The following is a 26,085-nucleotide window of genomic DNA, read 5'->3' on the forward strand; positions in this document are numbered from 1 at the left end:
GGGAGAGCATGAACGAGGGGAAGCCCACGAAGGCGAAATGGTGGAGCCGTCCTCGCCCGTCCGGGGACGGCTCCGACGGGGACTTCGAACTGGCACGGCCCCGTGCGGCCCACGGCACCGGCGACGCCGAGCCCGACGAGGGCGACTTCCCGCTGGCGCGCCCCGATGCGCCGCGGGCGGCCGCCGAGCGTGACCACGACGGCGACTACGAACTGGACGGCCCCGCGGCGCGCCCCGGCGAACCGACGCCGGACCCCGCCACCGCCCCGATCCCGGAGCCACGCCCCACCCCCGACGCGGTCCCCGCCGACGGCACCCCACCCCCGGTCGCCTCCGGCCCCGACGCGGTGGCCGCCGTCCCTCCGCTCGCCTCGGACGGCTCCGGCCCCGACGCGGTGGCCGCCGTCCCTCCCCCCGCTCCGAACGCCCCCGGCCCCGACGCGGTGGCCGCCGTCCCTCCGCTCGCCCCGGACGCCCCCGGCACCGGCGCGGCTGCCGATGCCTGTGCCGCCGCCCCGGAGGCCCCCGGCGCCCCCGCTCCCGGCGACCCCCGCGCCGACGGCATACCCGCCTCCGCGCCCGTCACCGAGCGGCCCGGGCCGCTGCACGACCCCGATCCCTACAGCACTCCGCCGTACGGCGAGCCCGGCCCCTGGGCTCCCGCCCCGCCGGTCCAGCACCCGGTGGCGACGCCGGCCCACGGCACGACGGCGCCCCCGGCGCCCGCAGGGCCGGCGACGCCCGCCGGTGCCCCGGTGCCCGACCCCGCCTACGCGGACGCCCCGCCGCCCGCCCCGCTGCTCCAGCACCCGCCGACGGCCCCCCTGGCGCCGACCGCGGGCACACCGGCCGCGGACGCCCCCCTGCCCCAGCACCCGCCGACGGCCCCCCTGGCGCCGGCCGCAGGCACGCCGGCCGCGGGCACGCCCACCGCGCCCGGCGCGACCGCCCCGTCCCCGCACCCCGGGGACGCCCCCGCGCCCGACCCCTGGCGGCGGTACGACCCGTGGGCCGTGGCGGCGGCCGGTCCGCTCCAGGAGAACGGCGCCGCCGTCGGGACACGCGAGCGGCGGCGTAAGCGGGCCCGGCGAGGGGTCGTCGTCGGCGTCGTGCTGATCGCCGTGGTCGCCGGCGGCGTCGGCGGCGCCGTAGGGGCGTACCTGGAGCGCCACGGCGGCACCGGCACCGTGGAGCTGCCGCAGGCCGGCCGGGAACCGGCCGACCGGGCCCCGGACAGCGTCGCCGGGATCGCCGCGCGGGCCCTGCCCAGCGTGGTGACGCTGCACGTGAGCGGCAGCGACGCGGCGGGCACCGGCACGGGCTTCGTCCTCGACGGGCGCGGCCACATCCTCACCAACAACCACGTCGTCGAGCCCGCCGGAGAGGGCGGCGAGATCACGGTGACCTTCAACAGCGGCGACACCGCCGAGGCCACGGTCGTCGGACGGGACAGCGGATACGACCTCGCGGTGGTGAAGGTGAAGGGCGTCGAGGGACTCACCCCCATGCCGCTCGGCAACTCCGACAACGTGCAGGTCGGCGACCCGGTCGTCGCCATCGGCGCCCCCTTCGACCTGGCCGGCACCGTCACCTCGGGCATCATCAGCGCCAAGGAGCGGCCCATCACGGCGGGCGGCGAGGAGAGCGACGGCAGCGACGTGTCGTACGTCGACGCGCTGCAGACCGACGCGCCCATCAACCCCGGCAACTCCGGCGGCCCCCTCCTGGACGCCCAGGGCCGGGCCATCGGCATCAACTCCGCCATCCGGTCCGCCGACGGCGGCGGCGCCGAGTCCGACGGCGGCCAGGCCGGCTCCATAGGCCTCGGCTTCGCCATCCCCGTCAACCAGGGCAAGCGCGTCGCCGAGGAGCTGATCAACACGGGCCGGGCGACGCACCCGGTCATCGGCATCACCCTCGACATGGCCTACGCCGGCGACGGCGCCCGCGTCGGCAACCAGGGCAGTGACGGCGGCCCCCCGGTCACCGCGGGCGGACCCGGCGCCGACGCCGGCCTCAAGGCCGGGGACGTGATCACCGAGGTCGACGGCCGACGCGTGCACTCCGGTGAGGAACTCATCGTCAAGACCCGCGCCCACCGCCCCGGCGACCGCCTGGAGCTGACCGTGGAGCGCCAGGGCAGGGAGACGAACGTCTCGTTGGTGCTCGGCTCCTCCGACGGAGGCTGAACCGCCGGACAGGCCGACATACGGCCAGGAAACGGGGCCAGGAAGGCAAACAATCGGGAAAGCGCTCGCATACGCGCGGCCAGTGGTCACGGGACGGTACCGGCCGGGCAGGGTCGGCGGGTACCGTGGTTGCGGCCCGGACATCCCAAGGAGCTTCAGGTGTTCAATGACATAGGCGCACTCGAGCTGGTGACGCTCGTCGTCCTCGCCGTGCTCGTGTTCGGCCCGGACAAGCTCCCCAAGGTCATCCAGGACGTGACGCGGACCATCCGGAAGATCCGGGAGTTCTCGGACAGCGCCAAGCGGGACATCCGGGAGGAGCTGGGCCCCGAGTTCAAGGACTTCGAGTTCGAGGACCTCAACCCCAAGACGTTCATCCGCAAGCAGCTGGACAACGACGAGCTGGGTCTCAAGGAGATCCGCAACGGCTTCGACATGAAGAAGGAGATGGCCGAGGTCGCCGACGCGGTCCACGGCCGCGAGTCGGAGACGTCGTCGTCCACCTCCTCGGGCGGGGCCATCGACATGTCCAAGAAGATCGACATGGCGAACAAGCCCGAGGCCCCCGCTCGCGACGAACGCCCGCCGTTCGACGCCGACGCCACCTGAGCCCGGCGAGCCGGCCGCCGCACGGCGGGACGGGCCCCCGCGCCACCGCCGTACGTGACGCGTCTCATACTCCGAACCGGTCGCACACGGCCTGATCACGGCACCGGTCCGGCCCACGCGCCGGGCGCTTTCCAGGCTGTCCGCGGTGGTGTGGCTATGCTGCCGAGTTGTTGTGCGGAGCGGACGAGTGCGCCCGAAGGGGGGTGGGCCGATCCGCTCCGACGAGAGCGAGGAGGCGTCCGGGCACATGGAGACGACGAACGCGGCGGTCGCGCAGGCGCCGGCCGCGGAGGACGGACAACCAGTCCCCTCCGCCCGGCGCGCGGTCGACGGCTATCTGCGGGCGCACTTCCCGTGGTACGGCCTCGACGAGGCGTTCACGGGGCGGCGCTGGCTGATGCAGGTCGGCACGGCGGCCGACGGGGCCGTGGAGCACGGCTCGATCGGACACGGCGACGAACCGTCGGTGCGCAACGAGCACGTGGCGGGCGACGAGCAGGACGCCAAGGAGAAGTTCGCGGTGGTCGTGACGGTGGCCGCCAACCCCGACCGGCGCAGCGCCGACGGCAGGGGTCTGCTGGAGGCCACTTCGGTGTCCTCGGCGGCGTGGCTCGCCGGTGTGGGACTGCTGTCCTTCACCTGGCCCGGCCAGATGGACCACTCCCTGCGCGACAACTGGCTGGAGCAGCAGACCGAGACCGCCTGGGTGCTCGCCGACGACCTCGACGGGGAGGACTGGACGACGCTGTCCCTGCCCGTCGACGGCGTGCCGACGTCCTTCCACTACCGGGAGTCCGAGTTCGGCTGGGTGCTCGCCGGGTCCACCGACCGCGGCGTCCACCTCGGGGCGTACGGACGGGGCATGAGCGCCTACGGGCTCGCCTTCTCGGTGGTCAAGGACATCGCCGCCTACGACGGCTGACCCGCGACCGGGCGTACGACGAGGGGCGCCGTCCGCCAGGACAGCGCCCCGATGGCCGTACGGGAGGTCAGAACTTGTTCCTGGGCGTGATCCCCAGCGACAGGCCCGACAGGCCGCGCTGACGGCCGCCCAGCTTGCCCGCGATGGCACGCAGGGCCGCGCCCGCCGGGGACTCCGGGTCGGACAGGACCACGGGCTTGCCCTCGTCGCCGCCCTCGCGCAGGCGGACGTCGATCGGGATGGAGCCGAGGACCGGGACCGAGGCGCCGGTCGTGCGGGTCAGGCCGTCGGCGACCGCCTGACCGCCGCCCGTGCCGAACACGTCGACCATCTCGCCGCAGTGCGGGCAGGGCAGGCCGGACATGTTCTCGACCACGCCGACGATCTTCTGGTGGGTCTGCACGGCGATCGCGCCGGCCCGCTCCGCCACCTCGGCGGCGGCCTGCTGAGGGGTCGTCACGACGAGGATCTCGGCGTTGGGGACGAGCTGCGCCACGGAGATCGCGATGTCACCGGTGCCGGGCGGCAGGTCGAGAAGCAGGACGTCCAGGTCGCCCCAGTACACGTCCGCCAGGAACTGCTGGAGGGCGCGGTGCAGCATCGGGCCGCGCCAGACGACCGGCGCGTTGCCCGGGGTGAACATGCCGATCGAGATGACCTTCACCCCGTTGGCCGAAGGCGGCATGATCATGTTCTCGACCTGGGTGGGACGCCCGTCGGCGCCCAGCATGCGCGGCACGGAGTGGCCGTAGATGTCGGCGTCGACGACGCCGACCTTGAGGCCGTCGGCCGCCATCGCCGCCGCCAGGTTCACCGTCACCGACGACTTGCCGACGCCGCCCTTGCCGGAGGCGACCGCGTACACCCGGGTCAGACTGCCGGGCTTGGCGAAGGGGACCTCGCGCTCGGTCTGGCCGCCGCGCAGCGCGGAGGCCAGCTCACGGCGCTGCTCGTCGCTCATCACGTCCAGCTCGACGTCGACCCGCGTGACGCCCTCGACCCGGGAGACGGCGTCGGTCACCCGCTGGGTGATGGTGTCCCGCATGGGACAGCCGGAGACCGTCAGGTACACGGCGACCGCGACCGCTCCGTCCGCGCCGATCCCCACCGACTTGACCATCCCGAGCTCGGTGATGGGCCGGTTGATCTCGGGGTCGTTCACCGTCGCCAGTGCCTCGCGCACCGCGTCTTCCGTAGCCATAGACACGATGGTACGGCGCCGCCCACGGGGTGCGGAAAGCCCCGTCAGCGGTCGTGTACGTCACGCCCGGCGGACCGATCTGCCGGGAATACCCCCTCACCGCGGTGGTGGCCGTCCTGCCGCTCCTCCATCTCCTTGATCAGGTCCTGGAGCTCGGAGCGGATCCAGTCCCGCGTCGCGACCTCGCCGAGGCCGATGCGCAGCGCGGCGATCTCCCGGGTCAGGTACTCGGTGTCGGCGATCGACCGCTCGTTCTGCTTGCGGTCCTGCTCCAGGTTGACGCGGTCCCGGTCGTCCTGCCGGTTCTGCGCGAGCAGGATCAGCGGGGCGGCGTAGGAGGCCTGGAGCGACAGCATCAGGGTCAGGAAGATGAACGGGTACTCGTCGAAGCGCAGGCCGCTCGGCGCCGACACGTTCCACACCACCCACAGGATGATGACGACCGTCATCCAGACGATGAACCGCCCGGTGCCGAGGAAGCGCGCGACGCGCTCCGACAGCCTGCCGAAGGACTCCGGGTCCCACTCGGGCAACAGCCTGCGGCGCGGCGGACGGGGCTGGTCGAGGCGGGTCCGGGTGCGGGAGGCGGCCGTGGCCCCCGACGCGGCACGCTCACGGGTCGTGGTCTCGCGCTCAGGCACCATCGCCGCTCGCCTCCCCCGCCGACTCCTCCAGGTGGTACTCGGTCTCCCGCCAGTCGTCGGGCAGCATGTGGTCCAGGACGTCGTCCACGGTGACCGCGCCCAGCAGCGACCCGGAATCGTCGACGACCGGCGCCGCGACCATGTCGTACGCGGCGAAGAACCCGGCGACCACGGGCAGTGCGGCGTCCGGCTCCAGGGGCTGGAGGTCGTCGTCGAGGATCGAGCCGACCAGCGTGTACGGGGGGTCGCGCAGCAGGCGCTGGAAGTGGACCGTCCCCAGGTACTTGCCGGTCGGGGTCTCCTCGGGCGGGCGGCAGACGTAGATCTGCGCGGCGTGCGCCGGCGACAGGTCGGGGTTGCGGATGCGGGCGAGGGCGTCCGCGACGGTGGCGTCGGGCCGCAGCACGATCGGCTCGGTCGTCATCAGCCCGCCGGCCGTGTGCTCCTCGTACGCCATCAGGCGCCGCATGTCGGCCGCGTCGCCGGGCTGCATCAGGCTCAGCAGCCGCTCCTTGTCGGCCTCGGGCAGCTCGCCGAGCAGGTCGGCCGCGTCGTCGGGGTCCATCGCCTCCAGCACGTCCGCGGCGCGTTCCTCCTTGAGCTTGCCGAGGATCTCGATCTGGTCGTCCTCGGGCAGCTCCTCCAGCACGTCGGCCAGGCGGTCGTCGTCGAGGGCGGCGGCCACCTCGGCGCGGCGCTTGGCGGACAGGTGGTGCAGGACGTTGGCGAGGTCGGCGGGACGCAGCTGCTCGAAGGTGGCCAGCAGGTTCTCGGCGCCCTGCCCCTGCTCCTCCACGGAGAAGCCGGTGACGCCGGACCACTCGACGGTCAGCGTCTCGCCCTTGTTGCGCCGGAAGGCGCCGCCCTTCTTGCCCTTGCGGACGAAGACCTTGTCGATCTCCCAGTCCCGGCGGGCCGGCAGCTGCTGCACCGACAGGTCCAGGACGGTGGCCTCCTCGCCGTCCTCGGTCAGCGTCACCCGCCGGTCGAGGAGCTCGCCGAAGACGAGACGCTCGGTGGGCCGCTGCTCGAAGCGCCGCACGTTGAGCACCCCGGTCGTGATCACCTGGCCGGAATCGACCCCGGTGACCCGGGTCATCGGCAGGAAGATGCGGCGGCGCGTGGACAGTTCGACGACCAGACCGAGAACCCGCGGGGGCTTGCGGCCGACGCGGAGCATGACGACCAGGTCGCGCACCCGCCCCACCTGGTCGCCGGCCGGGTCGAAGACGGCGATGCCGGAGAGGTGCGAGACGAAGATCCGGGGGGCGCCCGCTGCCATGGCCGCGGCTCCTTTTCGTCGGTCAGTCCGTGAGAGGAGTTTCGTACTGTGTCTCTTTTCCGAATTGCCCGCTCGGACGGCCTTCAGGCTAGCCCGTCCCGAAGAGCTCCGCCCTGGCGGCCGGTCCGGACGGACTGGCTCCGATCACCGCCCCCGGCCCCGGTACGCTGCGGTAGCCGCTTGGATCTCCGTCGGAAAGGCAGCCCACCTGTGACCGTGACTCCCCGGCGCCGATTCCGCAGGGCCGCCTGGCTGGGAGCGCTGTGCGCCCTGGCCGTGACGGGGGCGGGGCTGACGGGATGCAGCAGCGAGGACCCGGACGCGGGCACCAACGGGGTGGGCAAGCTCCCGGCCGAGCAGATCCAGGCCAGGACGCGGGCGGCCGCCGCTTCCGCCCGCGCGGTCCGGCTGCACGGGACCGTGGCCGCCGGCGGCAGCACGTACACCTTGGACATGCGCCTGAAGTCCGACGGCGGCACCGGTTCGGTCGCCGCCGAGGGAGCGACCTTCCGGCTGCTGCGGGTCGGTGACCAGCTCTTCCTCAAGGCCGACGCCGGTTTCTGGAGCCACGACGGCGGCGACGCCGCGGCCGCGGAGAAGCTGGCCGGCAAGTACGTGAAGGTGCCGGAGGGCGACCCCGCGTACCAGAAGTTCAGCGGCTTCACGGACAAGGACGTCCTCCTCGACGGGCTGCTGACCCTGCACGGCACGGTGGAGACGGACGGCCGGCACGAGCAGGCGGGCGTGCGCACCGTCCGCATCACCGGCGACCAGGGCTCCGGCGGCTCGCTGGACGTCTCCCTGAAGGGCACGCCCTATCCACTGCGGCTGATGCGGGCGGGCAGCGCGGGCACGCTCAGCTTCTCGGACTGGAACAAGGACTTCGGGCTCACGGCACCGGCCAAGGACGACACCCTGGACTACGGCAAGCAGCTGCCGACGTCCTAGGCCCTGTCCTGGCCGCGGCGGCTCTTCTTCCGGCGCTTCAGCAGCAGGCGTGGCAGCCCCGCCGGGACGGGTCCGCGTGTCGTCGCCGGGCTGGGCAGCGGTGCCTCGGCCAGCGAGCCGTCGGGCAGCGGTGCGACCGTCCCCGTCGGCTCCAGACGCAGCACCCGGCACTCACGGGCCCAGCGGCCGGTCATCGCCTCGCCGTCCGGGGCGTTCAGCCGCTTGCCCTTGAGGTCGGCGACCGCGGCCTGCCACGCCTCGGACCCCGACGGCAGCTCCACGACCCTCGCCGTCCAGGAGACCAGCCGGCCCCCCTTGTCCTTGCTGCGCACCGTCACCTCGGCCGCGGCCCCGTCGGCCAGGCCCGGCAGCGGCTGCTCGCCGGGCCCGTCGCCGACGACGCAGGCCGCGCCCTCGTGCCAGACGTGCCACAGCGCACGGGCGGGCACGCCGGGGCCCCTGACCCAGATGAGGCCGGACTTCTTGGTGGCCTCCTCGACGAGGGCCTGGTCGAGCAGCTCGCTTGTCATGCGGTCAGCCTATCCACGAGCCCGTGGACGGGTTCAGAGCCAGCCGTTGCGCTTGAGCGTGCGGTGGATGCCCAGACAGATGCCGACCGTGATCGACAGGACCAGCGGGTAGCCGAACTTCCAGTGCGTCTCCGGCATGTAGTCGAAGTTCATGCCGTACACCCCGCACACCATCGTCGGCACGGCGATGATCGCCGCCCACGAGGTGATCTTGCGCATGTCCTCGTTCTGCGCGACGGACGCCTGGGCCAGGTTGGCCTGGAGGATGGAGTTCAGCAGCTCGTCGAAGCCGATGACCTGCTCCTGCACCCGCGCCACGTGGTCGGCGACGTCCCGGAAGTACTTCTGGATCTCCGGGTCGATCAGCCGCATCGGGCGTTCGCTGAGCAGCTGCATGGGCCGCAGCAGCGGTGCCACCGCCCGCTTGAACTCCAGCACCTCGCGCTTGAGTTGGTAGATCCGGCCGGCGTCGGTGCCGCGCGGGCTGCCCTTGCGGCCCGGCGAGAACACCTCGGTCTCGACCTCGTCGATGTCGTCCTGCACCGCGTCGGCGACCGCGATGTAGCCGTCGACGACGTGGTCGGCGATGGCGTGCAGCACCGCGGAGGGGCCCTTGAGCAGCAGCTCGGGGTCCTCCTGGAGCCGGCACCGCAGCGCACGCAGCGAGCCCTGCCCGCCGTGCCGGACGGTGATGAAGAAGTCCCGCCCGGTGAAGCACATGACCTCGCCGGTCTCGACGACCTCGCTGTTCGCGGTGAGCTCGTCGTGGTCGACGTAGTGGATGGTCTTGAAGACCGTGAACAGGGAATCGTCGTAGCGCTCCAGCTTGGGCCGCTGGTGGGCCTGGACGGCGTCCTCCACGGCCAGCGGGTGCAGCCCGAACTCCCGGGCGATCCCGGCGAATTCGTCCTCGGTGGGCTCGTGCAGGCCGATCCACACGAATCCGCCGTCGCGGCGTACCTGACGCATAGCCTGGTGCGGGCTCAGCGGCGCGTCGGTCTCGACGCGCGTGCCGTCGCGGTAGACGGCGCAGTCGACGACGGCGGAGGTGGTCCCCGGGTCGCGGGTGGTGTCGTAGGCGCCGTTGTCCTTGCGCAGCGAGACGCGGGACGGGCGGACCGCGGCGCGCAGGTCACGGATCATCGACATGGCGGGCTCCTTCGCGACGGGCAGCGAGCGTGCCGGCGAGGGGTGGAACCACCCGGAATGAGGACGTCCAGATCACGCGTGCTCGGCGCGTCCACAAAGCGGGGGGCACCGCACCGTCGCGGTGGCCGGCTTCACTGCTGATTCAGCGCTGCTGTTGCAGGCAGGCAGATCAGGCAAAACGAGACGAAGTGCTCTTCCGAGGAGAAGCGCGCGAGCAGGAAGCGGCGGCGGGAAGAACCGGAGCAGCTGCGTCAGCGGCCGGAAGAGCGAGTGGTACTGCACGGTCGACTTCGGTCCATGCCGCCCACCTCCTCCGGCCGGTCCCTCGTGAGGGACGATCCATACCCCTGTTTGGAGGGGTTCCCCGTAGGGGAGTGTTCTCAGCGTCGGGGCCGTGATCGCGAATCCCCCAGAGCCTGGAGGGACTGGGAGAAGACCCCAGCTGCGTGCTGCCCCAAAACCGCTGGCCCAGAGTACCAGTGACTCGACGTGTCAAGGTGCCGCTTTGCCGCGTACTGACGAGTTCTATGCTCGCCGCATGGCTGATGTTCTTCCTCTGGTCGAGGCCCGGTTGTGTACGGCACTGGGCGAACCGGACGCGCGCGCGGCGGTCACCTTCCTCGGCGCCGACCGTATCGAGGTGCTGCGCTTCCCCGGCGGCGGCCCGGAGGGCGACATCGTCCGCTACGCCACCCTCGGCATGTCCGCGCAGCCCATGGCCGACCCCACGGCCGTGCTCGCCGACCCGGTCAAGGGCCCGCGCGCCGAACTGCTCCTCTCCGTCCGGGCGGGTCTCGCCGACACCGGCAAGGTGCTCCGGCCGCTGGCCGTGCTCGCCGCGTCCCCGCAGGTGGAGGGCGTCGTCGTGGCGCCGGGTGCGTCCCTGGACGTCGGGGAGCCGCTGTGGCCCGGCGCCCCGTTCACCTCGGTGCTGGTCGCCGAGCCGGGCGGCCTGGTGGAGGACCTGGAGCTGGACGCCCCGCTGGATCCCGTACGGTTCCTGCCGCTGCTGCCGATGACGCCCAACGAGGCCGCCTGGAAGCGGGTGCACGGCGCCCAGGCCCTCCAGGAGCGCTGGCTGACGCACGGGACGGACCTGCGGGATCCGTCCCGCAGGTCCGTCCCGCTGGAGTGACGCGTCTCACCGACGCCCAACGCCTGTGAGCCGTGGCTCAGTCGGCGAAGACGGTGACCCCGTCCTCGGCCGCGTGCCTCGGCTCCAGCTCCTCGGCCTCGTGGGTGAGCGCACGGCGCCGTACGGCGACCACGGCCGCGCCCAGGACGGCGGTGACCGCGGCCACCACGAACGGGATGTGGATGTCGGTCCACTCCTCGATCTTCGGCGCGAAGTACGGGGCGGCGGCCGCCGCGAACCAGCGCACGAAGTTGTAGCCGGCGCTCGCCACCGGCCGCGGTGCATCCGACACGCCGAGGGCCAGTTCGGTGTACACCGTGTTGTTCACACCGATGAAGGCACCGGACAGGACGGTGCAGACGATCGCCGCGGTGTGGTTGCCGTACCCGAGGACCAGCACGTCGGCAGCGAGCAGCACCAGCGAGCCGCCCAGCACCTTCAGCGACCCGAACCGCTTCTGCATGCGCGGCGCCACGAGGACCGAGAAGACGGCGAGCAGCACGCCCCAGGCGAAGAACACGGCACCGGACTTGTACGGGGTCATGTTCAGCACGAACGGGGTGAAGGCCAGCACGGTGAAGAACGTGTAGTTGTAGAAGAACGCCGAGATCGCGGCGGAGGCGAGACCGCCGTGGCCCAGTGCCTTGATCGGGTCCAGCAGCGAGGTCTTGCGGGCCGGCTTCGGCTGCTCCTTCAGGAACACCGTGATGCACAGGAAGCCGATCGCCATCAGGAACGCGGTGCCGAAGAACGGGTAGCGCCAGCTGGCGTCACCGAGCAGCGCGCCCAGCAGCGGGCCGCAGGCCATGCCGAGGCCGAGGGCGGACTCGTACAGCAGGATCGCCGCGGCGCTGCCGCCGGCCGCCGCGCCGACGATGACCGCGAGGGCGGTCGAGACGAACAGCGCGTTGCCGAGGCCCCAGCCGGCCCGGTAGCCGACGAGCTGGCCGACGGTGTCGGAGGTGCCGGCCAGGCCCGCGAAGACCACCACGAAGGCCAGGCCGAGCAGCAGGGTCTTGCGGCCGCCGATGCGGCTGGAGACGAAGCCCGTGACCAGCATGGCGACTGCCGTGATCAGGAAGTACGAGGTGAACAGGAGGGAGACCTGGCTGGCGCTCGCGTCCAGACCCTTGGCGATGGACGGCAGGATCGGGTCGACGAGCCCGATGCCCATGAAGGCGACGACGGACGCACCGGCGGTCGCCCACACCGCCTTGGGCTGCCGCAGGATGCCGCCCGCACCCGCGTCGAGAGGGTCCATGGTTGCTCCAATGCCGACAGAAATGGTTGGTGTATGCACATAGTAAGTTAGCGTGGCTAATTAATGCAACATGCACCTACTTTCCCCTGGTCAGGTCCGCCGCCCGGATGGGTGATCGTCCTTGACGTGGGCGGGTGAGGGTAGGACCGTGGGGCTGTATGAGGGGCGAACCCAGTTGCCCGAAGTGTGGTGGCCGGGTCAGGGCTCCCGGTCTTTTCGCCGATTCATGGCAGTGCGACGTGCACGGCACGGTGCACCCGGTCCAGCCCGTGATACCGCCCAGCGTCGAGGCGCTCGGCGTCGTGGTGCACCGCACCCAGGTGCCGGTGTGGATGCCGTGGCCGCTGCCCGTGGGCTGGCTGTTCACCGGCGTGGCCTGCGCGGGCGACGACCGCAGCGGCGGCCGGGCCACCGCGGTGGCCTGCTCGGGGCCGGGCCCGCTCGGCGGCGTCGGGGAGCTGATCCTGGTGGCCGAGGAGCTGGGCGTCGGACTCGGCGCCTGGTACGCGGGGATCGACGCCCCGGACCCGGGCCCCTACATGGACGTCGAGAAGCCGCCGCAGGCCAAGGTGCTCGCCGCCGGCCGCCCGACCCCGCTCTGGCACGTGTCCGGAGCCCCGGCCGACCGGGCGGTGTTCGCGGGGGAGGCCCTCGGCATGTGGCTGTGGGCCGTGCTGTGGCCCGAGCAGTCGGGGCTGCTCATGTACGACGAGCTGGTGCTGACCGACCTCCGGGACGCCGGGGCCGAGGTGGACCTGGTGCCGTGCGGCGCCCTCTCGCCGCGGCTGATCCAGCCCTAGGGCGAGGACCGGAGACGGGCGTGGTTGCCGCGGACGTAGGGGGTGCGAGGCTGCTTCGGGTGTGACATCGGGGTACGAAAGTCCGGTTATCCTGGAGCGTCCCTCCGTCCCGTCACCGCCTGGAGTCAGCGTCGTGCGCATCGATCTGCACACCCACTCCACCGCGTCCGACGGCACGGACACCCCGGCCCAGCTGGTGCGCAACGCCGCCGCGGCCGGACTGGACGTCGTCGCGCTGACCGACCACGACACCACCCGCGGACACGCCGAGGCCGTCGCCGCCCTGCCCGGGGGCCTGACGCTGGTCACCGGCGCCGAACTCTCCTGCCGCCTCGACGGCATCAGCATGCACATGCTGGCCTACCTCTTCGATCCCGAGGAGCCCGCCCTGCTCGCCGAGCGGGAGCTCGTCCGGGACGACCGGGTGCCGCGGGCCCGGTCCATGGTCGCCAGGCTCAACGAGCTGGGCGTCCCCGTCACCTGGGAGCAGGTCGCGCGGATCGCCGGGGACGGCTCGGTCGGGCGTCCGCACGTGGCCTCCGCGCTCGTGGAACTCGGCGTCGTGCCGACCGTGAGCGACGCCTTCACCGAGGACTGGCTGGCCGACGGCGGCCGGGCGTACGTCGAGAAGCACGAGACCGACCCCTTCGAGGCGATCCGGCTGATCAAGGGAGCCGGCGGCGTCGCGGTGTTCGCCCACCCCGCCGCCGCCAAGCGGGGCCGCACGGTGCCGGAGAGCGCCATCGCCGAGCTCGCCGCCGCCGGACTGGACGGCATCGAGGTCGACCACATGGACCACGACGTCCGGACGCGGGCGCGGCTGCGCGGGCTCGCCGCGGAGCTGGGGCTCCTGGTGACCGGTTCCAGCGACTACCACGGCAGCCGGAAGACCTGCGAGCTGGGCGAGTACACGACCGACCCCGAGGTGTACGGGGAGATCACGCGGCGGGCGCACGGGGCGTTCCCCGTGCCGGGGGCCGGCGGAGCCTGAGGCCCGCCGCACCCGAGGCCCGCGGGCCTCTCCCGTCCCCCACCCCGTTCGTTGTTCCTGTCATCGCAAGGCCCTGTCACGCTCATGTTCGACCTCGCCGTCTTCGGCTCCCTCTTCCTGACCCTTTTTGTCATCATGGATCCCCCCGGGATCACCCCGATCTTCCTCGCGCTGACCGCGGGCCGGCCCGCCAAGGTGCAGAAGCGGATGGCCTTCCAGGCCGTCTGTGTGGCCGGCGGTGTGATCACGGTCTTCGGGCTGCTCGGGCACCAGATCCTGAACTACCTGCACGTCTCCGTGCCCGCGTTGATGATCGCGGGCGGGCTGCTGCTCCTGCTGATCGCGCTCGACCTGCTCACCGGCAAGACGGACGAGCCCAAGCAGACCAAGGACGTCAACGTCGCGCTGGTGCCGCTGGGCATGCCGCTGCTGGCGGGGCCCGGCGCCATCGTGTCGGTCATCCTGGCCGTGCAGAAGGCCGACAGCGTGACCTCGCAGGTGTCGGTCTGGTCGGCGATCCTCGCCATCCACGTGGTGCTGTGGCTGGTGATGCGGTACTCGCTGCTGATCATCCGCGTCATCAAGGACGGCGGTGTCGTCCTGGTGACCCGCCTCGCGGGCATGATGCTCTCCGCGATCGCCGTGCAGCAGATCATCAACGGCGTCACCCAGGTGATCCAGGGGGCCTGAGCCCCGGACGCGACAGAGCCCCCGCACAGCACCGGTGACGGTGCCGTACGGGGGCTCGCGGCGTGTCGAACGGTCCGCGTTACGAGGCCGAGGTGCCGGCGGGGCGGATCCACAGGCGCTGCCCGATGGCGGCGGCCTGCTGAACGATGCGGTTCACGGAGGCGGCGTCCACGACGGTGGTGTCGACGGGCGTTCCGTCGGTGTCGTCGAGTCGCATGACTTCAAAGCGCATGGCCTCTCCCTTGATCTGGTCATCCTCCTGAGGAGAACTACTGGTGCGGGCCCCGGGTCGTCGGTGCCCGGGCGTCCGTACGGTTCAACGGCCTGGGTGTCACGAACATTCCCTACGCTAAGGAAATTTTTCGAACAACTAATTACTGACACGTAAGAAGACGGCGTCGGAGCGATCGGTGCACGGTCGGTGCGGGACCGACCGGGACCGGTTGTGTTCGCAGCGTGACCGCCGGGACAATGGAGGCGATGAACGACGACCTCGCGTCCCTGAACGCCCGCATCGACCGCACCAACGAGCTGCTGCAGCGCATGCTCGCCGAGGTGGCGAAGACGCCCTCGACGCACGCGATCTTCGTCGACGCCGGGTACCTCTACGCGGCGGCGGGGCGACTGGTCGCCGGGACCGAGGACCGCCGGGCCTTCGACCTCGACGCCGAGGGACTCATCGAGGCGCTCATCGACACGGCCCGCACGATCTTCGCGGACAGCCGCCTGCTGCGGGTCTACTGGTACGACGGCGCCCGGCGCCGCATCCACACCGCCGAGCAGCAGTCCATCGCCGAGCTGCCGGACGTCAAGGTCCGCCTGGGCAACCTCAACGCCAACAACCAGCAGAAGGGCGTCGACTCCCTCATCCGCTCCGACCTCGAATCGCTCGCCCGCCACCGCGCCATCAGCGACGCGGCGCTCCTCGGCGGCGACGAGGACCTGGTCTCCGCGGTCGAGGCCGCCCAGGGCTACGGCGCCCGCGTCCACCTGTGGGGCATCGAGGCCCCGGAGGGCCGCAACCAGGCCGACCCGCTGCTCTGGGAGGTCGACAGCCAGCGCACCTTCGACCTCGACTTCTTCAAGCCGTACGTCTCCCGGCGCACCGCCCAGGCCTTCGAAGCGGCGGGCGTGGTGCGGCCGGCCCGCGAGGACGTGCGCTTCGTGGGCGCCCAGATCGCGGCGAAGTGGCTGGCGGCCCGGGGCCGCGACGCACTGCTGGAGCTGCTCCCCGGCCATCCGTACCTCCCCGGTTCCGTGGACCAGGACCTGCTGGTGGAGGCCGAAGGGCTGCTGCAGTACTCACTGCGCGGCCAGGCCGACCTGCGGCGGGCGCTGCGGGACGGCTTCTGGGAGCACCTCCGGGCCCAGTACTAGGCCGAGCCCCGGGACCGGCCGGGCCCGCGCGCCGGTCACCTCGCGGGGACGCCGTCCCAGAAGTCGGCCAGGGCCTGGGCGGTCGGCAGCGGCTGGTCCGTGTTGGGCGAGTGCTCCGCCCCGGGGACGACGGTCCGGCGCGCGTCCAGCCGTTCGGCCATCTCGTCGAGGAGGGGCACGGGCCAGGTGTCGTCGTAGGCCCCCGACAGGACGTGCAACGGCAGTGGCGTCGCGGCGAGTTCGGCGACGCGGTCCGGCTCGGTGCACAACTGGCGCCCCGTGGCCAGCAGTTGAGCCGGCCTCGTGCCCAGCCAGCGCTCGCGCAGGCGTTCCGGAGCGTCCGGACCGTGGGCGGGGACCGGGGCACCGGCCTCCTCCGGCGGCCCCATCGCCTGCATCACCTCCCACACCTGGGCCATCGTCATGGTGTCGAGCGCGTCCCGCAGGAGCTTCACGCGCTGCTGCTGGGAGACGGAGATCCGCGCCGGACCCGACGACATCAGCGTGAGGGACAGGAAGGGGGAGTGGTCGAGGAGGACGGCGGCACGGGCGATCTGGCCGCCGAGCGAGTGCCCGAGGAGGTGCACGGCCGTCCCGAGCGCGGCGACCTGCGCGAGGACGTCCCGGGCGAGTTCGGGCTGCGCGTAGCCTGACTCGTCGTGTTCCGGACCGTCGGACTCGTACTGTCCCCGGCCGTCCACGGCGACCGTGCGGTACCCGCGCGCCGCGAGCGGCTCGTGCAGCAGCGTGAAGTCCTCCTTGCTGCCCGTGAAACCGGGCAGCATCAGCACGACCCCCTTCGGCACGCCACCGCCCGCCACGGGCGAGTCGACGACGGCGAACTCACCACGCGCGGTACGCAGCCGGTACGCGCGGGCATCGGGCGGCGGGGTGAAGCGGGCGTTCGTACTCACGCCCAGAGACTATCCGTGGCCCCGCGCGCCCGCCCCACCTTGGCCACCCCCGCCGGCCCGACCGCGGGCAGTCGGGCGGCCGGAGCGGCACGGGGGCGCTGGGGGGCCTGCCGGGGAGGCACCCGGCAGCGAGGGGCGAGCGCCCTCGCGCGCCACGCCGCCGGACCGTGAACACCGGCGCCCCACCCTTCCCGAGCCCCACGTCAGCGGCGACAGGGGCGCGGATACGCCGTCGGCCCGGCCCCGCCGAGTGGCGGGACCGGGCCGACGGACCGGGACGCGGCGGGTCAGCTCTCGGCCGACTCCGCGGGCTGCGCCGCCACCGCCTTGCGCGTACGACGAGCCTTCGGCTTCGCCTCGTCGGCCGTCTCGGCGGCCTCGACGGGGGCCGCCGCGGCCTTGCGGGTCCGGCGCCGCGGTGCGGCCTCCGGCTCCTGCGAGGCCTGGGCCGGGATCTCGGCGGTGGCCTCGGCCGGTTCGGCGGCCTTGCGGGTGCGGCGGCGCGGCTTGGCCTCGGTGGCCTCGGCCGTGTCGACGGCGGCTTCCGCCTTGGTGGCCGTGGTCTTGGCCGCGGTCTTGCGGGTGCGGCGCGGCTTGGCCTCGGCGGCTTCCGGAGCCACCGCGGCCTCAGCGGCCTCGACGGCATCCGAAGCGACAGCGGCCTTGCGGGTCCGACGCGGCTTCTGGACGGGCGCCTCGGCCGTGTCGACCGCGGTCTCCGCCTTGGTGGCCGTGGTCTTGGCCGCCGTCTTGCGGGTGCGGCGCGGCTTGGCCTCGGCCGCCTCCGGCTCCTGCGAGGCCTGGGCCGGGATCTCGGCGGTGGCCTCGGCCGGTTCGGCGGCCTTGCGGGTGCGGCGGCGCGGCTTGACCTCGGTGGCCTCGGCCGTGTCGACGGCGGCTTCCGCCTTGGGGGCCGTGGTCTTGGCCGCGGTCTTGCGGGTCCGACGCGGCTTGGCCTCAGCAGCCTCGACCGCCTCAGCGGCCTCGACGGTCTCCGAGGCCTCGGCGGCGGCCTTGCGCGTCCGACGCGGCTTCTCGACGGGCGCCTCGGCCGTGTCGACCGCGGTCTCCGCCTTGGTGGCCGTGGTCTTGGCCGCCGTCTTGCGGGTGCGACGCGGCTTCGACTCCGCCGGCTCGGCGGCCGGCTCGGTCACTCCCTCGGCCGTGTCGACGGCCGTCTCGGCGGCAGCCGGGGCCGTGGCCTTGCGGGTGCGGCGACGCGGCTTCTCGACGGGCGCCTCGACCGCGGCGGCCTCGGGAACCTCGGTCACCGGAGCCTCGACCACCGGCGCCGGCTCGGCCACCGCGGCGGCCTCCGGTGCGGCGGACGGCGTCTCGGCCGACTTGCGGGTGCGACGACGACGCGGCTTGGCCGGGGCCTCGACGCCCTCCGAAGCCTCCGGAGCCGTGCCCTCCGCCGTCGCGACGGCGGTCTCAGCCGCCGCGGTCTCGGCGGTGGCGGCCGTCACCGGCTGCTGGGCCGGCTCACCGCCCCGCGTACGGCGACGGCGACGCAGGACGCGGGGCCCCTGAGCGGTGCCTTCCGTGTCCGTGGCGCCGTTCGTGCCGCCGGCCACGGCCTCGGGGGCGGTGGTCCCGGTGGCCGGGGCGTCCACCTGCGCCCCGCCGCGCGTACGGCGACGGCGGCGCGGCGTCGTACGGGAGGAACGCTCGCGGTCGGAGGAACGCTCGCGGTCGGAGGAGCGGGACTCGTCCCGGCCGCCCCGGCCACCGCGGGCGCGACCGCCCCGGCCGCCCGGCTCGCCCAGGTCCTCCAGCTCCTCCGCGTCCAGCCCGGCCCGCGTGCGCTCCGAGCGCGGCAGGATGCCCTTGGTGCCCTCGGGGATGCCCAGGTCGGAGTAGAAGTGCGGGGAGGTGGAGTACGTCTCCGGCGGGTCGTTGAAGTCCAGCTGCAGCGCCTTGTTGATCAGCTGCCAGCGCGGGATGTCGTCCCAGTCGACCAGCGTGATCGCCGTACCCTTGGCGCCCGCGCGGCCGGTGCGGCCGATGCGGTGCAGGTACGTCTTCTCCTCTTCCGGCGACTGGTAGTTGATGACGTGCGTGACGCCTTCGACGTCGATGCCGCGGGCGGCGACGTCGGTGCAGACGAGGACGTCCACCTTGCCGTTGCGGAAGGCGCGCAGGGCCTGCTCGCGGGCGCCCTGGCCGAGGTCGCCGTGGACCGCGCCGGAGGCGAAACCGCGCTGCTTCAGCTGGTCGGCCAGGTCGGCCGCGGTGCGCTTGGTGCGGCAGAAGACCATGGCCAGTCCCCGGCCCTCGGCCTGCAGTATGCGCGCCACCATCTCGGGCTTGTCCATGTTGTGCGCGCGGTAGATGAACTGCTTCGTGTTCGCGACCGTCGCACCCGCGTCGTCCGGCGACGTGGCGCGGATGTGCGTGGGCTGCGACATGTAGCGGCGGGCCAGGCCGATGACCGCGCCCGGCATGGTCGCCGAGAAGAGCATGGTCTGGCGCCGGGCCGGCAGCATGTTGATGATCTTCTCGACGTCGGGCAGGAAGCCCAGGTCGAGCATCTCGTCGGCCTCGTCGAGGACCAGGCACTTGATGTGCTTCAGGCTCAGCTTCTTCTGGCCGGCGAGGTCCAGCAGACGGCCCGGGGTGCCGACGATCACGTCGACGCCCTTCTTCAGGGCCTCCACCTGGGGCTCGTACGCCCGGCCGCCGTAGATCGCGAGGACGCGCACGTTGCGGACCTTGCCGGCGGTGAGCAGGTCGTTGGTGACCTGCTGGCACAGCTCGCGCGTCGGGACGACGACGAGGGCCTGCGGGGCGTCGGTCAGGGACTCGGGCGCGGCGCGGCCCGCCTCGACGTCGGCGGGGACGGTGACGCGCTCGAGGAGCGGAAGGCCGAAGCCCAGCGTCTTGCCGGTGCCGGTCTTGGCCTGGCCGATGACGTCCGTGCCCGAGAGGGCCACGGGGAGCGTCATCTCCTGGATGGGGAAGGGATTGACGATGCCGACGGCCTCGAGGGCTTCGGCGGTCTCGGGGAGGATCCCGAGGGATCGGAACGTCGTAGTCAGGGTGCTGCCTCTTCTGTGTGCGTGGTGCGAGGCGAGCGCGCGGGTCGTGCGGACCGTGTCGGGGACGTCGGCCGCCCTTACGGGTGAGCCGTAGGACACGGGACCTCTGTCGACGCTCCAGCGCTCGTACCACTGAGGGTCCCCCTCCGGGGTCCGTACGCAGTGTGGCGTACGGCAGGGAGGGCTGTCGGGTCGGAGCCGATCGGGCCACCGACCGGGCATCCTCATGCGTGCGGCCCGACGAAGACGTCACGTACCTGTACGTCACATACTCGGCAGGCGCATTACCACCATACCCCGAATCGGCGCACACGCGATGGCCGAATTGGTCACGTAGTCGTCGTCACAGTGACTGACCAGGCCCTTACGGTCCGCGGCGGGCGGGTTATTGTGCGCTGCATGACGAGCTCTGACAAGCCTGGCAACGCCGCAGACGTCCCCGCCGAGACCGCCGCAGCCACCGGAGTCGCCGCCCAGGACTGGGCGACGGCGGCCGCCGACCCGCACTACCGTGCCGCGGTCGTGGACCTGCTCGGCGCGCTCGCGTACGGCGAGCTGGCGGCGTTCGAGCGGCTCGCCGAGGACGCCAAGCTGGCGCCCACGCTGGCGGACAAGGCGGAGCTGGCGAAGATGGCGTCGGCGGAGTTCCACCACTTCGAGCGGCTGCGCGACCGGCTCGCCGAGATCGGTGAGGAGCCGACGGCGGCCATGGAGCCGTTCGTGGCCGCCTACGACGGTTTCCACAAGCAGACGGACCCCTCGGACTGGCTCGAGGGTCTCGTCAAGGCCTACGTCGGCGACTCCATCGCCAGCGACTTCTACCGGGAGGTCGCCGCCCGGCTCGACTCCGACACCCGGAGCCTGGTGCTGGCCGTGCTGGACGACACCGGGCACGCGAGCTTCGCCGTGGAGAAGGTGCGCGCGGCGATCGAGGCCGATCCGCGGGTGGGCGGGCGGCTGGCGCTGTGGGCGCGGCGGCTGATGGGCGAGGCGCTGTCGCAGTCCCAGCGGGTGGTCGCCGACCGGGACGCGCTGTCGACGATGCTCGTGGGCGGTGTCGCGGACGGCTTCGACCTCGCCGAGGTGGGCCGCATGTTCTCCCGGATCACCGAGGCGCACACCAAGCGGATGGCGGCGCTGGGGCTGGCGGCCTAGGGGGCGTCGTTTGGATCTTGCCGGGGTCGCGGGGTCTGGCACGCGCATCTGCGGCGTTGTCGTCGGTCCCCGACGCTCCGCGTCGGCTCCCTCCTCCGCCTTGCAGCTGCACGCGCCAGACCCCGCTCGGGTCGGCAGCACGGCACCGTGGTCCGGAGCCGGCCTGATCCAAACGACACCCCCTAGGCGCCGGCCCGCCCCGGCCTCACCGCCGGCGCCGCCACCGGCGGCCGGTCAGGCGGTCGCCGAACGACGGCGCAGCCTTTCCGGGCGGAGCAGCAGCGACAGCGAAGCCGCCGAGACGGCGGCCGCGCCCATGAGGACCAGCAGGAGTCCGCCGGCGCCCAGCGCGGTGTGCGTGACGAACGCCCCGAACAGGGCCCCGGCGACACCCGTCGGCAGGACCAGGACGCGGTCGGGGAGGCGGTGCGGCAGACGGCGGGCGGCGGCCCAGGCCAGAGCGAGGCCGAGGATCGAGGCGCTGAGCGCTTCCAGGAGCATGTCGGGGTCCCTCCCACGTGGCCGGCCTGCCCGAAACGGTCATTGGCCGACATACCCCTGACCTGCGGAATGCAATCCTCCTCCTGTGGACGAGCTGTGCTCCGGACGGAAGTACGGCGAAGGGCCCGGCGGTCTCGACCGCCGGGCCCTTCGCCGTACTTCCTCCGTCGGCTACAGCGCGCCGAATCCCACCTTGCGCGGGCTCGGCTCGCCGAGCTCGACGTACGCGAGGCGGTCGGCCGGGACCAGGACCTTGCGGCCGTGCTCGTCCACGAGGCTCAGCAGCTGCGACTTGCCGGCCAGTGCCTCGGCCACCACGCGCTCTACCTCCTCGGCACTCTGACCGCTCTCCAGAACGATCTCGCGGGGCGCGTGCTGCACGCCGATCTTGACCTCCACGGCTATGTCCCTCCGACGGTCAGTGAAGTGCGCGATCTTCCGCGCCGTACCCAGCACACATTAGCCCGGTGAGGGGACGTACACGCTCCGCCCGAGAACGCCAGGAGCGAACAGCCGGGGGGAACAGACGCCGCCGTACGCCGAACGTGCGACGGTCAGTGCTGCTCGGTGCCGTGCAGCGGGAAACCGGCGATGCCCCGCCAGGCCAGCGACGTCAGCAGCTGGACCGCCTGGTCGCGCGGCACGGTGCGGTCGCTGTGCAGCCAGGCGCGGGCCACCACCTGGGCGAGGCCGCCCAGACCGGAGGCCAGCAGCATCGACTCGGCACGGGAGAGGCCGGTGTCCTCGGCGATGACGTCGCAGATCGCCTCCGCGCACTCGTTCGTGACCTTGTCGACGCGCTCGCGCACGGCGGGCTCGTTGGTCAGGTCCGACTCGAAGACCAGGCGGAAGGCGCCGCCGTCGTCCTCGACGTACGCGAAGTAGGCGTCCATCGTCGCCCGGACGCGCTGCTTGTTGTCGGTCGTCGACGCGAGCGCGTTGCGCACGGACTGGATCAGCGCCTCGCAGTGCTGGTCCAGCAGGGCGAGGTAGAGGTCGAGCTTGCCCGGGAAGTGCTGGTACAGCACCGGCTTGCTGACGCCGGCGCGCTCGGCGATGTCGTCCATCGCGGCGGCGTGGTAGCCCTGCGCCACGAACACTTCCTGGGCGGCGCCCAGCAGCTGGTTGCGTCGGGCACGGCGGGGAAGGCGTGTGCCCCGCGGGCGTACCGCCTCTGTCTGCTCGATGGCTGTCACGCCGCCTCCCAAAGTCGTCCACGTGCGGTGTGCGCCGCGTCGCCATCGTACTTTTCGGTAACCGTGGTGTGCGCGGTGCGAGCGCAGAATTTCACGGACCGGACGGTGGCGAAAGCCGCACAACAGGTTTCAAAAGGTCGCAGGCCGGGCAAAAATCGGCCTCCCTCCTGATCGGCGGCCCCCCGCCTCAGCGGCAGTCGTTCCGCCTCAGCGGTAGTCGTCCTCGTCCTGCGCGACGACCCGGGCCTGTTCGGCCAGGTCGGCCTCGTTGGCGCGGTCCGGTTCCACACCGGTCAGCGGGTCGTCGCGATCGGGTGTGACGTCGGCGTACTGCTCCGCCGCGTCGGCGTCGGGGGCCTCGACGCCGAGTTCCTCGGGTCCCCGGTCCTCGTCGTCGAAGGTCTCCGGGTCGGTGGGGTCGACGGTCATGCTGGGCTCCCTTCCTACGGACGTCCCTGGAGATGCAGGGGCCACATGCGGGTGCCCTCTCCATGAGCCTAGGAGACACCCGATTCGGCCGCCAGGCGTCGGTGTGCGCCGATCGCAGGTACCCGGCCCGCCCGGCGTCGCACACGTTCTGTGACGGCGAACACATGAGCCACTGCGTGATCGTCTCGTAACATTGCCGCATGTCTTCGACCGAGCCGCCGTCCGTGCCGCCTGCCAATGTGCTGCCGAGGGTGGCGGCCGTCAAGGTCGTGGAGGGCGAGCGGCTCCGCTCGGTACGTCTGTCCGGGATCACTCTCGCGGTGCGCTCCAGGCAGCCCGCTCGCGAAGGGCTTCCGCCCGCGCTGTACGTCCACGGCCTCGGCGGTTCGTCCCAGAACTGGTCGGCGCTGATGCCGCTGCTGGACGACGTCGTCGACAGCGAGGCCGTCGACCTGCCCGGCTTCGGCGACTCGCCGCCGCCGGACGACGGCGACTACTCCGTCTCGGGTCACGCGCGCGCGGTCATCCGTCACCTCGACGCGGCCGGGCGCGGCCCCGTCCACCTCTTCGGCAACTCGCTCGGCGGCGCGGTCGCCACGCGCGTTGCCGCGGTGCGGCCCGACCTGGTGCGCACGCTGACCCTCGTGTCGCCCGCGCTCCCGGAGATCCGTGTCCAGCGCAGCGCGGTGCCCACGGGGCTGCTGGCGCTGCCGGGCGTGGTGTCGCTGTTCACCCGGCTCACCAGGGAGTGGACCGCCGAGCAGCGGGTCCGCGGGGTGACGGCGCTCTGCTACGGCGACCCCGGGAGGGTGTCGCCGGAAGGCTTCCGCAACGCCGTGCAGGAGATGGAGCGGCGGCTGCAACTGCCGTACTTCTGGGACGCGATGGCACGTTCGGCACGCGGGATCGTCAACGCGTACACGGTGGGCGGCCAGCACGGGCTGTGGCGGCAGGCCGAACGGGTTCTCGCACCGACACTGCTGGTCTACGGTGGACGGGACCAACTCGTCGGCTACCGCATGGCTCAGCGGGCGGCCCGCGCCTTCCGTGACGCCCGGCTGCTGACCCTGCCGGACGCGGGACACGTGGCGATGATGGAATACCCGGAGACCGTGGCCACGGCGTTCCGCGAACTTCTCGCGGACGCCGGGGAGTCGGCGGTCGCCAGGAGCACCGCCGGGCCCGTCGACGACGAGCCCGCCAACCAGACCACAGGAGGCTGAGGCGCGAGTGGGACGCCACAGCCGCCGCGGACCCGCCCCCAAGGGCGACAGCGCGGACGCCCCCGCGGCAGCACGCGAGGACCGGGCCGCAGGCCCGGGCCGACGGCGCCTGCCCGCCCCGCCGGCCGACGGAATGCCGGGTCCGTCGGCACACGGCACGGCGCCGGGCGGCGCCTGGGGCCACGCTGCCCCGCGGCCACCGGACGACACGCCGACGCACGGCGTTCCCCGGCCGGGCGGCGGCACACCGGCGCACGGCGTTCCCCGGTTCCCCGGTGGCACGCCCGCGCAGGAGTTTCCGCGGGCGCAGGGCGGCCGGCAGGCGCAGCCCTTCCCGGGGTTCCCCGACGGGACGCCCGCGCAGGGTTCGCCGCGCGTCCCGGACGGCACGCCGACGCATGGTTCGCCGCGTCTCCCCGACGGCACGCCCGCGCACGGTTCGCCCCGTGTTCCCGGCGGGACGCCTGCGCGAGGTGTGCCCCGCTCTCCCGACGGGACTCCCGCGCACGGGATGCCGCAGGTCCGTGGCGGGCATCCCGAGCAGCGCGAACCCGGCGGCGGCTGGGGCGGCGTGGGCGGGCGGGCCGCGGCAGGGCCGCAGTCGGACGCGACCGCGCCCGGTCGGTCCGGCGTCCCCTTCCCGCGGCAGCGGCAGGCGCCCGCGGAAGGGCCGCGGCGCGACTACCTGGACGCCTTCGGCGAGGACGACGGCGTCTTCTCGACCCGGACCCGGCCCCGTACCCCCGTCCCCGCCCAGGCGCCCGACCCGTACGCCTCCGTCACCGACCGGAGGTCCGCCGACGGCCCCGGCGCCCCCGGCGACGACGACGCGGCGCCCACCGGCGAACCCGCGCCGGCCAGGGGCGGCAAGGGGCGGGCCTTCACCGGCATCGCGGCCGCCGCCGTCACCACCGTGCTGGCGGTCGTCGTGGCCGGCCAGGTCGCCGACGGCCAGAGCAGCAAGGGCGCGGACTCCCGGTCCGCGACCGACCAGGCCCGTGACGTCCGCGACCCCGCGTCCCGCTCGGACGAGCGGCCCGCCGCGTCCGGTGCCGCGGCGCCGCTGACGTACGAGCAGAAGATGGCCAAGACCTATCCCCTCGGCGCCACCTACAAGGGGTCGGGGAAGTTCGAGGCGGTCCCCGGCTTCGACAAGGCGCCCGGGACAGGGCAGAAGTACACCTACCGCGTGGACGTGGAGCAGGGGCTCGGCCTCGACGGCGCACTCTTCGCGCAGGCCGTGCAGAAGACGCTCAACGACAACCGGAGCTGGGCCCACGACGGCGCCCGTACGTTCGAGCGCATCCACTCCGGGGAGCCCGACTTCGTGATCACGCTCGCCAGCCCCGGCACCACGGCCGACTGGTGCGCCAAGTCCGGCCTGGACACCACCGAGGACAACGTCTCCTGCGACTCGGCCGCCACCGAACGCGTGATGATCAACGCCTACCGGTGGGCGCAGGGCGCCGAGCCCTTCGGCGACCAGATATACGCCTACCGGCAGATGCTGATCAACCACGAGGTCGGCCACCGCATCGGCTACAACCACGTCTCCTGCGACAAGGACGGCCAGCTCGCCCCGGTCATGCAGCAGCAGACCAAGTTCGTGGACCACGACGGCATCGACTGCCGTCCCAACGCCTGGGCCTACCCCAACGGCTGACCCGCCATGGCCGTTGCGTCGCACACGGTAGCCGCATGATCCCTTAGCGCGACCGAACGCGTCCCGCACGGGAAAGTTACGACCGTTCACCCCTTTTGGTGGCGCGATGGACAACCGTCCATCGCGCCACCGCCTTGTCCGCAATAGGTGTTCCCCCGTCGTGCCCCCGGGCCCCCCGCGGCTCCCCCCCCCGGGGGTCGGGGGGGGGGGCGGGGGCCACCGACCTCGGCCGGCG

General features: G+C 72.9%; 25 protein-coding genes. 12 read left to right on the plus strand and 13 right to left on the minus strand.

Going from position 1 to position 26,085, the window contains the following annotated elements; all coding sequences use genetic code 11:
• The first annotated feature begins 8 nt into the window (after positions 1-8).
• From ACGF3H_RS34865 to ACGF3H_RS34875, 3 genes are all read left to right on the plus strand, one after another.
• Complete coding sequence (locus ACGF3H_RS34865) at positions 9-2,189, plus strand: trypsin-like peptidase domain-containing protein (protein WP_362486933.1); 2,181 nt, start codon at positions 9-11, stop codon at positions 2,187-2,189.
• 159 nt (positions 2,190-2,348) lie between these two features.
• Positions 2,349-2,798 (plus strand): sec-independent translocase, encoded by a 450-nt coding sequence (locus tag ACGF3H_RS34870; RefSeq protein WP_362486931.1) that lies wholly within the window; start codon positions 2,349-2,351, stop codon positions 2,796-2,798.
• 247 nt (positions 2,799-3,045) lie between these two features.
• Positions 3,046-3,720, plus strand: a complete 675-nt coding sequence (locus ACGF3H_RS34875) for a hypothetical protein (RefSeq protein WP_362486929.1) — start codon at positions 3,046-3,048, stop codon at positions 3,718-3,720.
• Between the two features lie 67 nt (positions 3,721-3,787).
• On the opposite strand, the gene ACGF3H_RS34880 is transcribed toward ACGF3H_RS34875, so the two are convergent.
• Genes ACGF3H_RS34880 through ACGF3H_RS34890 form a run of 3 tightly spaced genes read right to left on the minus strand, consistent with a single transcriptional unit; the run spans position 3,788 to position 6,847 of the window.
• Complete coding sequence (locus ACGF3H_RS34880; protein WP_362486928.1) at positions 3,788-4,921, minus strand: Mrp/NBP35 family ATP-binding protein; 1,134 nt, start codon at positions 4,919-4,921, stop codon at positions 3,788-3,790.
• Positions 4,922-4,965: 44 nt separating this feature from the next.
• The gene (locus ACGF3H_RS34885) at positions 4,966-5,565 is read right to left on the minus strand and encodes a DUF1003 domain-containing protein (RefSeq protein WP_362486926.1); all 600 of its coding nucleotides are present in this window, start codon (positions 5,563-5,565) and stop codon (positions 4,966-4,968) included.
• Positions 5,555-6,847, minus strand: coding sequence for a magnesium transporter MgtE N-terminal domain-containing protein (locus ACGF3H_RS34890; RefSeq protein ID WP_362486924.1), 1,293 nt, complete (start codon positions 6,845-6,847; stop codon positions 5,555-5,557). Before ACGF3H_RS34890 ends, ACGF3H_RS34885 begins: the two co-directional genes overlap by 11 nt.
• Positions 6,848-7,057: 210 nt before the next feature.
• On the opposite strand from ACGF3H_RS34890, the gene ACGF3H_RS34895 reads away from it, so the two are divergent.
• Positions 7,058-7,795: a hypothetical protein gene (locus ACGF3H_RS34895; protein ID WP_362486922.1), complete on the plus strand. Its 738-nt coding sequence runs from the start codon at positions 7,058-7,060 to the stop codon at positions 7,793-7,795.
• On the opposite strand, the gene ACGF3H_RS34900 is transcribed toward ACGF3H_RS34895, so the two are convergent.
• A complete protein-coding gene (locus tag ACGF3H_RS34900) occupies positions 7,792-8,325 on the minus strand; it encodes a hypothetical protein (protein ID WP_362486920.1) in 534 nt (177 codons plus the stop codon). The two genes, ACGF3H_RS34895 and ACGF3H_RS34900, sit on opposite strands and share 4 nt — an antisense overlap.
• A gap of 33 nt (positions 8,326-8,358) precedes the next feature.
• On the minus strand, positions 8,359-9,474 hold the full coding sequence (locus ACGF3H_RS34905) for a magnesium and cobalt transport protein CorA (RefSeq protein ID WP_362486919.1): 1,116 nt from the start codon (positions 9,472-9,474) through the stop codon (positions 8,359-8,361).
• Positions 9,475-10,012: 538 nt separating this feature from the next.
• Here ACGF3H_RS34905 and ACGF3H_RS34910 point away from each other — a divergent pair.
• The gene (locus tag ACGF3H_RS34910; RefSeq protein ID WP_362486918.1) at positions 10,013-10,609 is read left to right on the plus strand and encodes a suppressor of fused domain protein; all 597 of its coding nucleotides are present in this window, start codon (positions 10,013-10,015) and stop codon (positions 10,607-10,609) included.
• 37 nt (positions 10,610-10,646) lie between these two features.
• Here ACGF3H_RS34910 and ACGF3H_RS34915 read toward each other — a convergent pair whose 3' ends face one another.
• The gene (locus ACGF3H_RS34915; RefSeq protein ID WP_362486914.1) at positions 10,647-11,870 is read right to left on the minus strand and encodes an MFS transporter; all 1,224 of its coding nucleotides are present in this window, start codon (positions 11,868-11,870) and stop codon (positions 10,647-10,649) included.
• Positions 11,871-12,028: 158 nt separating this feature from the next.
• Between ACGF3H_RS34915 and ACGF3H_RS34920 the strand changes: the two genes are divergently transcribed.
• The 3 genes from ACGF3H_RS34920 (at position 12,029) to ACGF3H_RS34930 (ending at position 14,351) form a co-directional block, all read left to right on the plus strand.
• A complete protein-coding gene (locus ACGF3H_RS34920; RefSeq protein WP_362486913.1) occupies positions 12,029-12,670 on the plus strand; it encodes a DUF6758 family protein in 642 nt (213 codons plus the stop codon).
• A gap of 133 nt (positions 12,671-12,803) precedes the next feature.
• Positions 12,804-13,661 (plus strand): PHP domain-containing protein, encoded by an 858-nt coding sequence (locus ACGF3H_RS34925; RefSeq protein WP_362486912.1) that lies wholly within the window; start codon positions 12,804-12,806, stop codon positions 13,659-13,661.
• Positions 13,662-13,745: 84 nt separating this feature from the next.
• The gene (locus ACGF3H_RS34930; RefSeq protein ID WP_318214324.1) at positions 13,746-14,351 is read left to right on the plus strand and encodes a MarC family protein; all 606 of its coding nucleotides are present in this window, start codon (positions 13,746-13,748) and stop codon (positions 14,349-14,351) included.
• Between the two features lie 79 nt (positions 14,352-14,430).
• Here the strand turns inward: ACGF3H_RS34930 and ACGF3H_RS34935 are convergent, their stop codons facing one another.
• Positions 14,431-14,583: a hypothetical protein gene (locus ACGF3H_RS34935; protein ID WP_362486910.1), complete on the minus strand. Its 153-nt coding sequence runs from the start codon at positions 14,581-14,583 to the stop codon at positions 14,431-14,433.
• Between the two features lie 239 nt (positions 14,584-14,822).
• On the opposite strand from ACGF3H_RS34935, the gene ACGF3H_RS34940 reads away from it, so the two are divergent.
• Positions 14,823-15,728: an NYN domain-containing protein gene (locus ACGF3H_RS34940; RefSeq protein ID WP_362487225.1), complete on the plus strand. Its 906-nt coding sequence runs from the start codon at positions 14,823-14,825 to the stop codon at positions 15,726-15,728.
• A 35-nt stretch (positions 15,729-15,763) separates the two neighbouring features.
• Here the strand turns inward: ACGF3H_RS34940 and ACGF3H_RS34945 are convergent, their stop codons facing one another.
• Together ACGF3H_RS34945 and ACGF3H_RS34950 are read right to left on the minus strand one after the other, a co-directional pair.
• Positions 15,764-16,642 (minus strand): alpha/beta hydrolase, encoded by an 879-nt coding sequence (locus tag ACGF3H_RS34945; RefSeq protein WP_362486908.1) that lies wholly within the window; start codon positions 16,640-16,642, stop codon positions 15,764-15,766.
• A gap of 287 nt (positions 16,643-16,929) precedes the next feature.
• Positions 16,930-19,590, minus strand: a complete 2,661-nt coding sequence (locus ACGF3H_RS34950) for a DEAD/DEAH box helicase (RefSeq protein ID WP_362487223.1) — start codon at positions 19,588-19,590, stop codon at positions 16,930-16,932.
• Positions 19,591-20,082: 492 nt separating this feature from the next.
• Between ACGF3H_RS34950 and ACGF3H_RS34955 the strand changes: the two genes are divergently transcribed.
• Entirely contained in the window at positions 20,083-20,838 is a 756-nt protein-coding gene (locus tag ACGF3H_RS34955; RefSeq protein ID WP_362486906.1) for a ferritin-like fold-containing protein, read from the plus strand.
• Between the two features lie 234 nt (positions 20,839-21,072).
• On the opposite strand, the gene ACGF3H_RS34960 is transcribed toward ACGF3H_RS34955, so the two are convergent.
• From ACGF3H_RS34960 to ACGF3H_RS34975, 4 genes are all read right to left on the minus strand, one after another.
• The gene (locus tag ACGF3H_RS34960; RefSeq protein ID WP_362486904.1) at positions 21,073-21,339 is read right to left on the minus strand and encodes a hypothetical protein; all 267 of its coding nucleotides are present in this window, start codon (positions 21,337-21,339) and stop codon (positions 21,073-21,075) included.
• A 171-nt stretch (positions 21,340-21,510) separates the two neighbouring features.
• Positions 21,511-21,738: a DUF3107 domain-containing protein gene (locus ACGF3H_RS34965; RefSeq protein WP_161168724.1), complete on the minus strand. Its 228-nt coding sequence runs from the start codon at positions 21,736-21,738 to the stop codon at positions 21,511-21,513.
• Between the two features lie 155 nt (positions 21,739-21,893).
• The gene (locus ACGF3H_RS34970; RefSeq protein WP_362486903.1) at positions 21,894-22,535 is read right to left on the minus strand and encodes a TetR/AcrR family transcriptional regulator; all 642 of its coding nucleotides are present in this window, start codon (positions 22,533-22,535) and stop codon (positions 21,894-21,896) included.
• A gap of 207 nt (positions 22,536-22,742) precedes the next feature.
• Positions 22,743-22,964 (minus strand): hypothetical protein, encoded by a 222-nt coding sequence (locus ACGF3H_RS34975; RefSeq protein ID WP_362486901.1) that lies wholly within the window; start codon positions 22,962-22,964, stop codon positions 22,743-22,745.
• Between the two features lie 200 nt (positions 22,965-23,164).
• Between ACGF3H_RS34975 and ACGF3H_RS34980 the strand changes: the two genes are divergently transcribed.
• Together ACGF3H_RS34980 and ACGF3H_RS34985 are read left to right on the plus strand one after the other, a co-directional pair.
• On the plus strand, positions 23,165-24,187 hold the full coding sequence (locus ACGF3H_RS34980) for an alpha/beta hydrolase (RefSeq protein ID WP_362486899.1): 1,023 nt from the start codon (positions 23,165-23,167) through the stop codon (positions 24,185-24,187).
• A 7-nt stretch (positions 24,188-24,194) separates the two neighbouring features.
• Complete coding sequence (locus ACGF3H_RS34985; protein ID WP_362486897.1) at positions 24,195-25,850, plus strand: DUF3152 domain-containing protein; 1,656 nt, start codon at positions 24,195-24,197, stop codon at positions 25,848-25,850.
• Positions 25,851-26,085: the final 235 nt, after the last annotated feature.

The sequence above is a fragment of the Streptomyces sp. NPDC048185 genome (genome assembly GCF_043202495.1).
Taxonomy (GTDB): Bacteria; Actinomycetota; Actinomycetes; order Streptomycetales; family Streptomycetaceae; genus Streptomyces.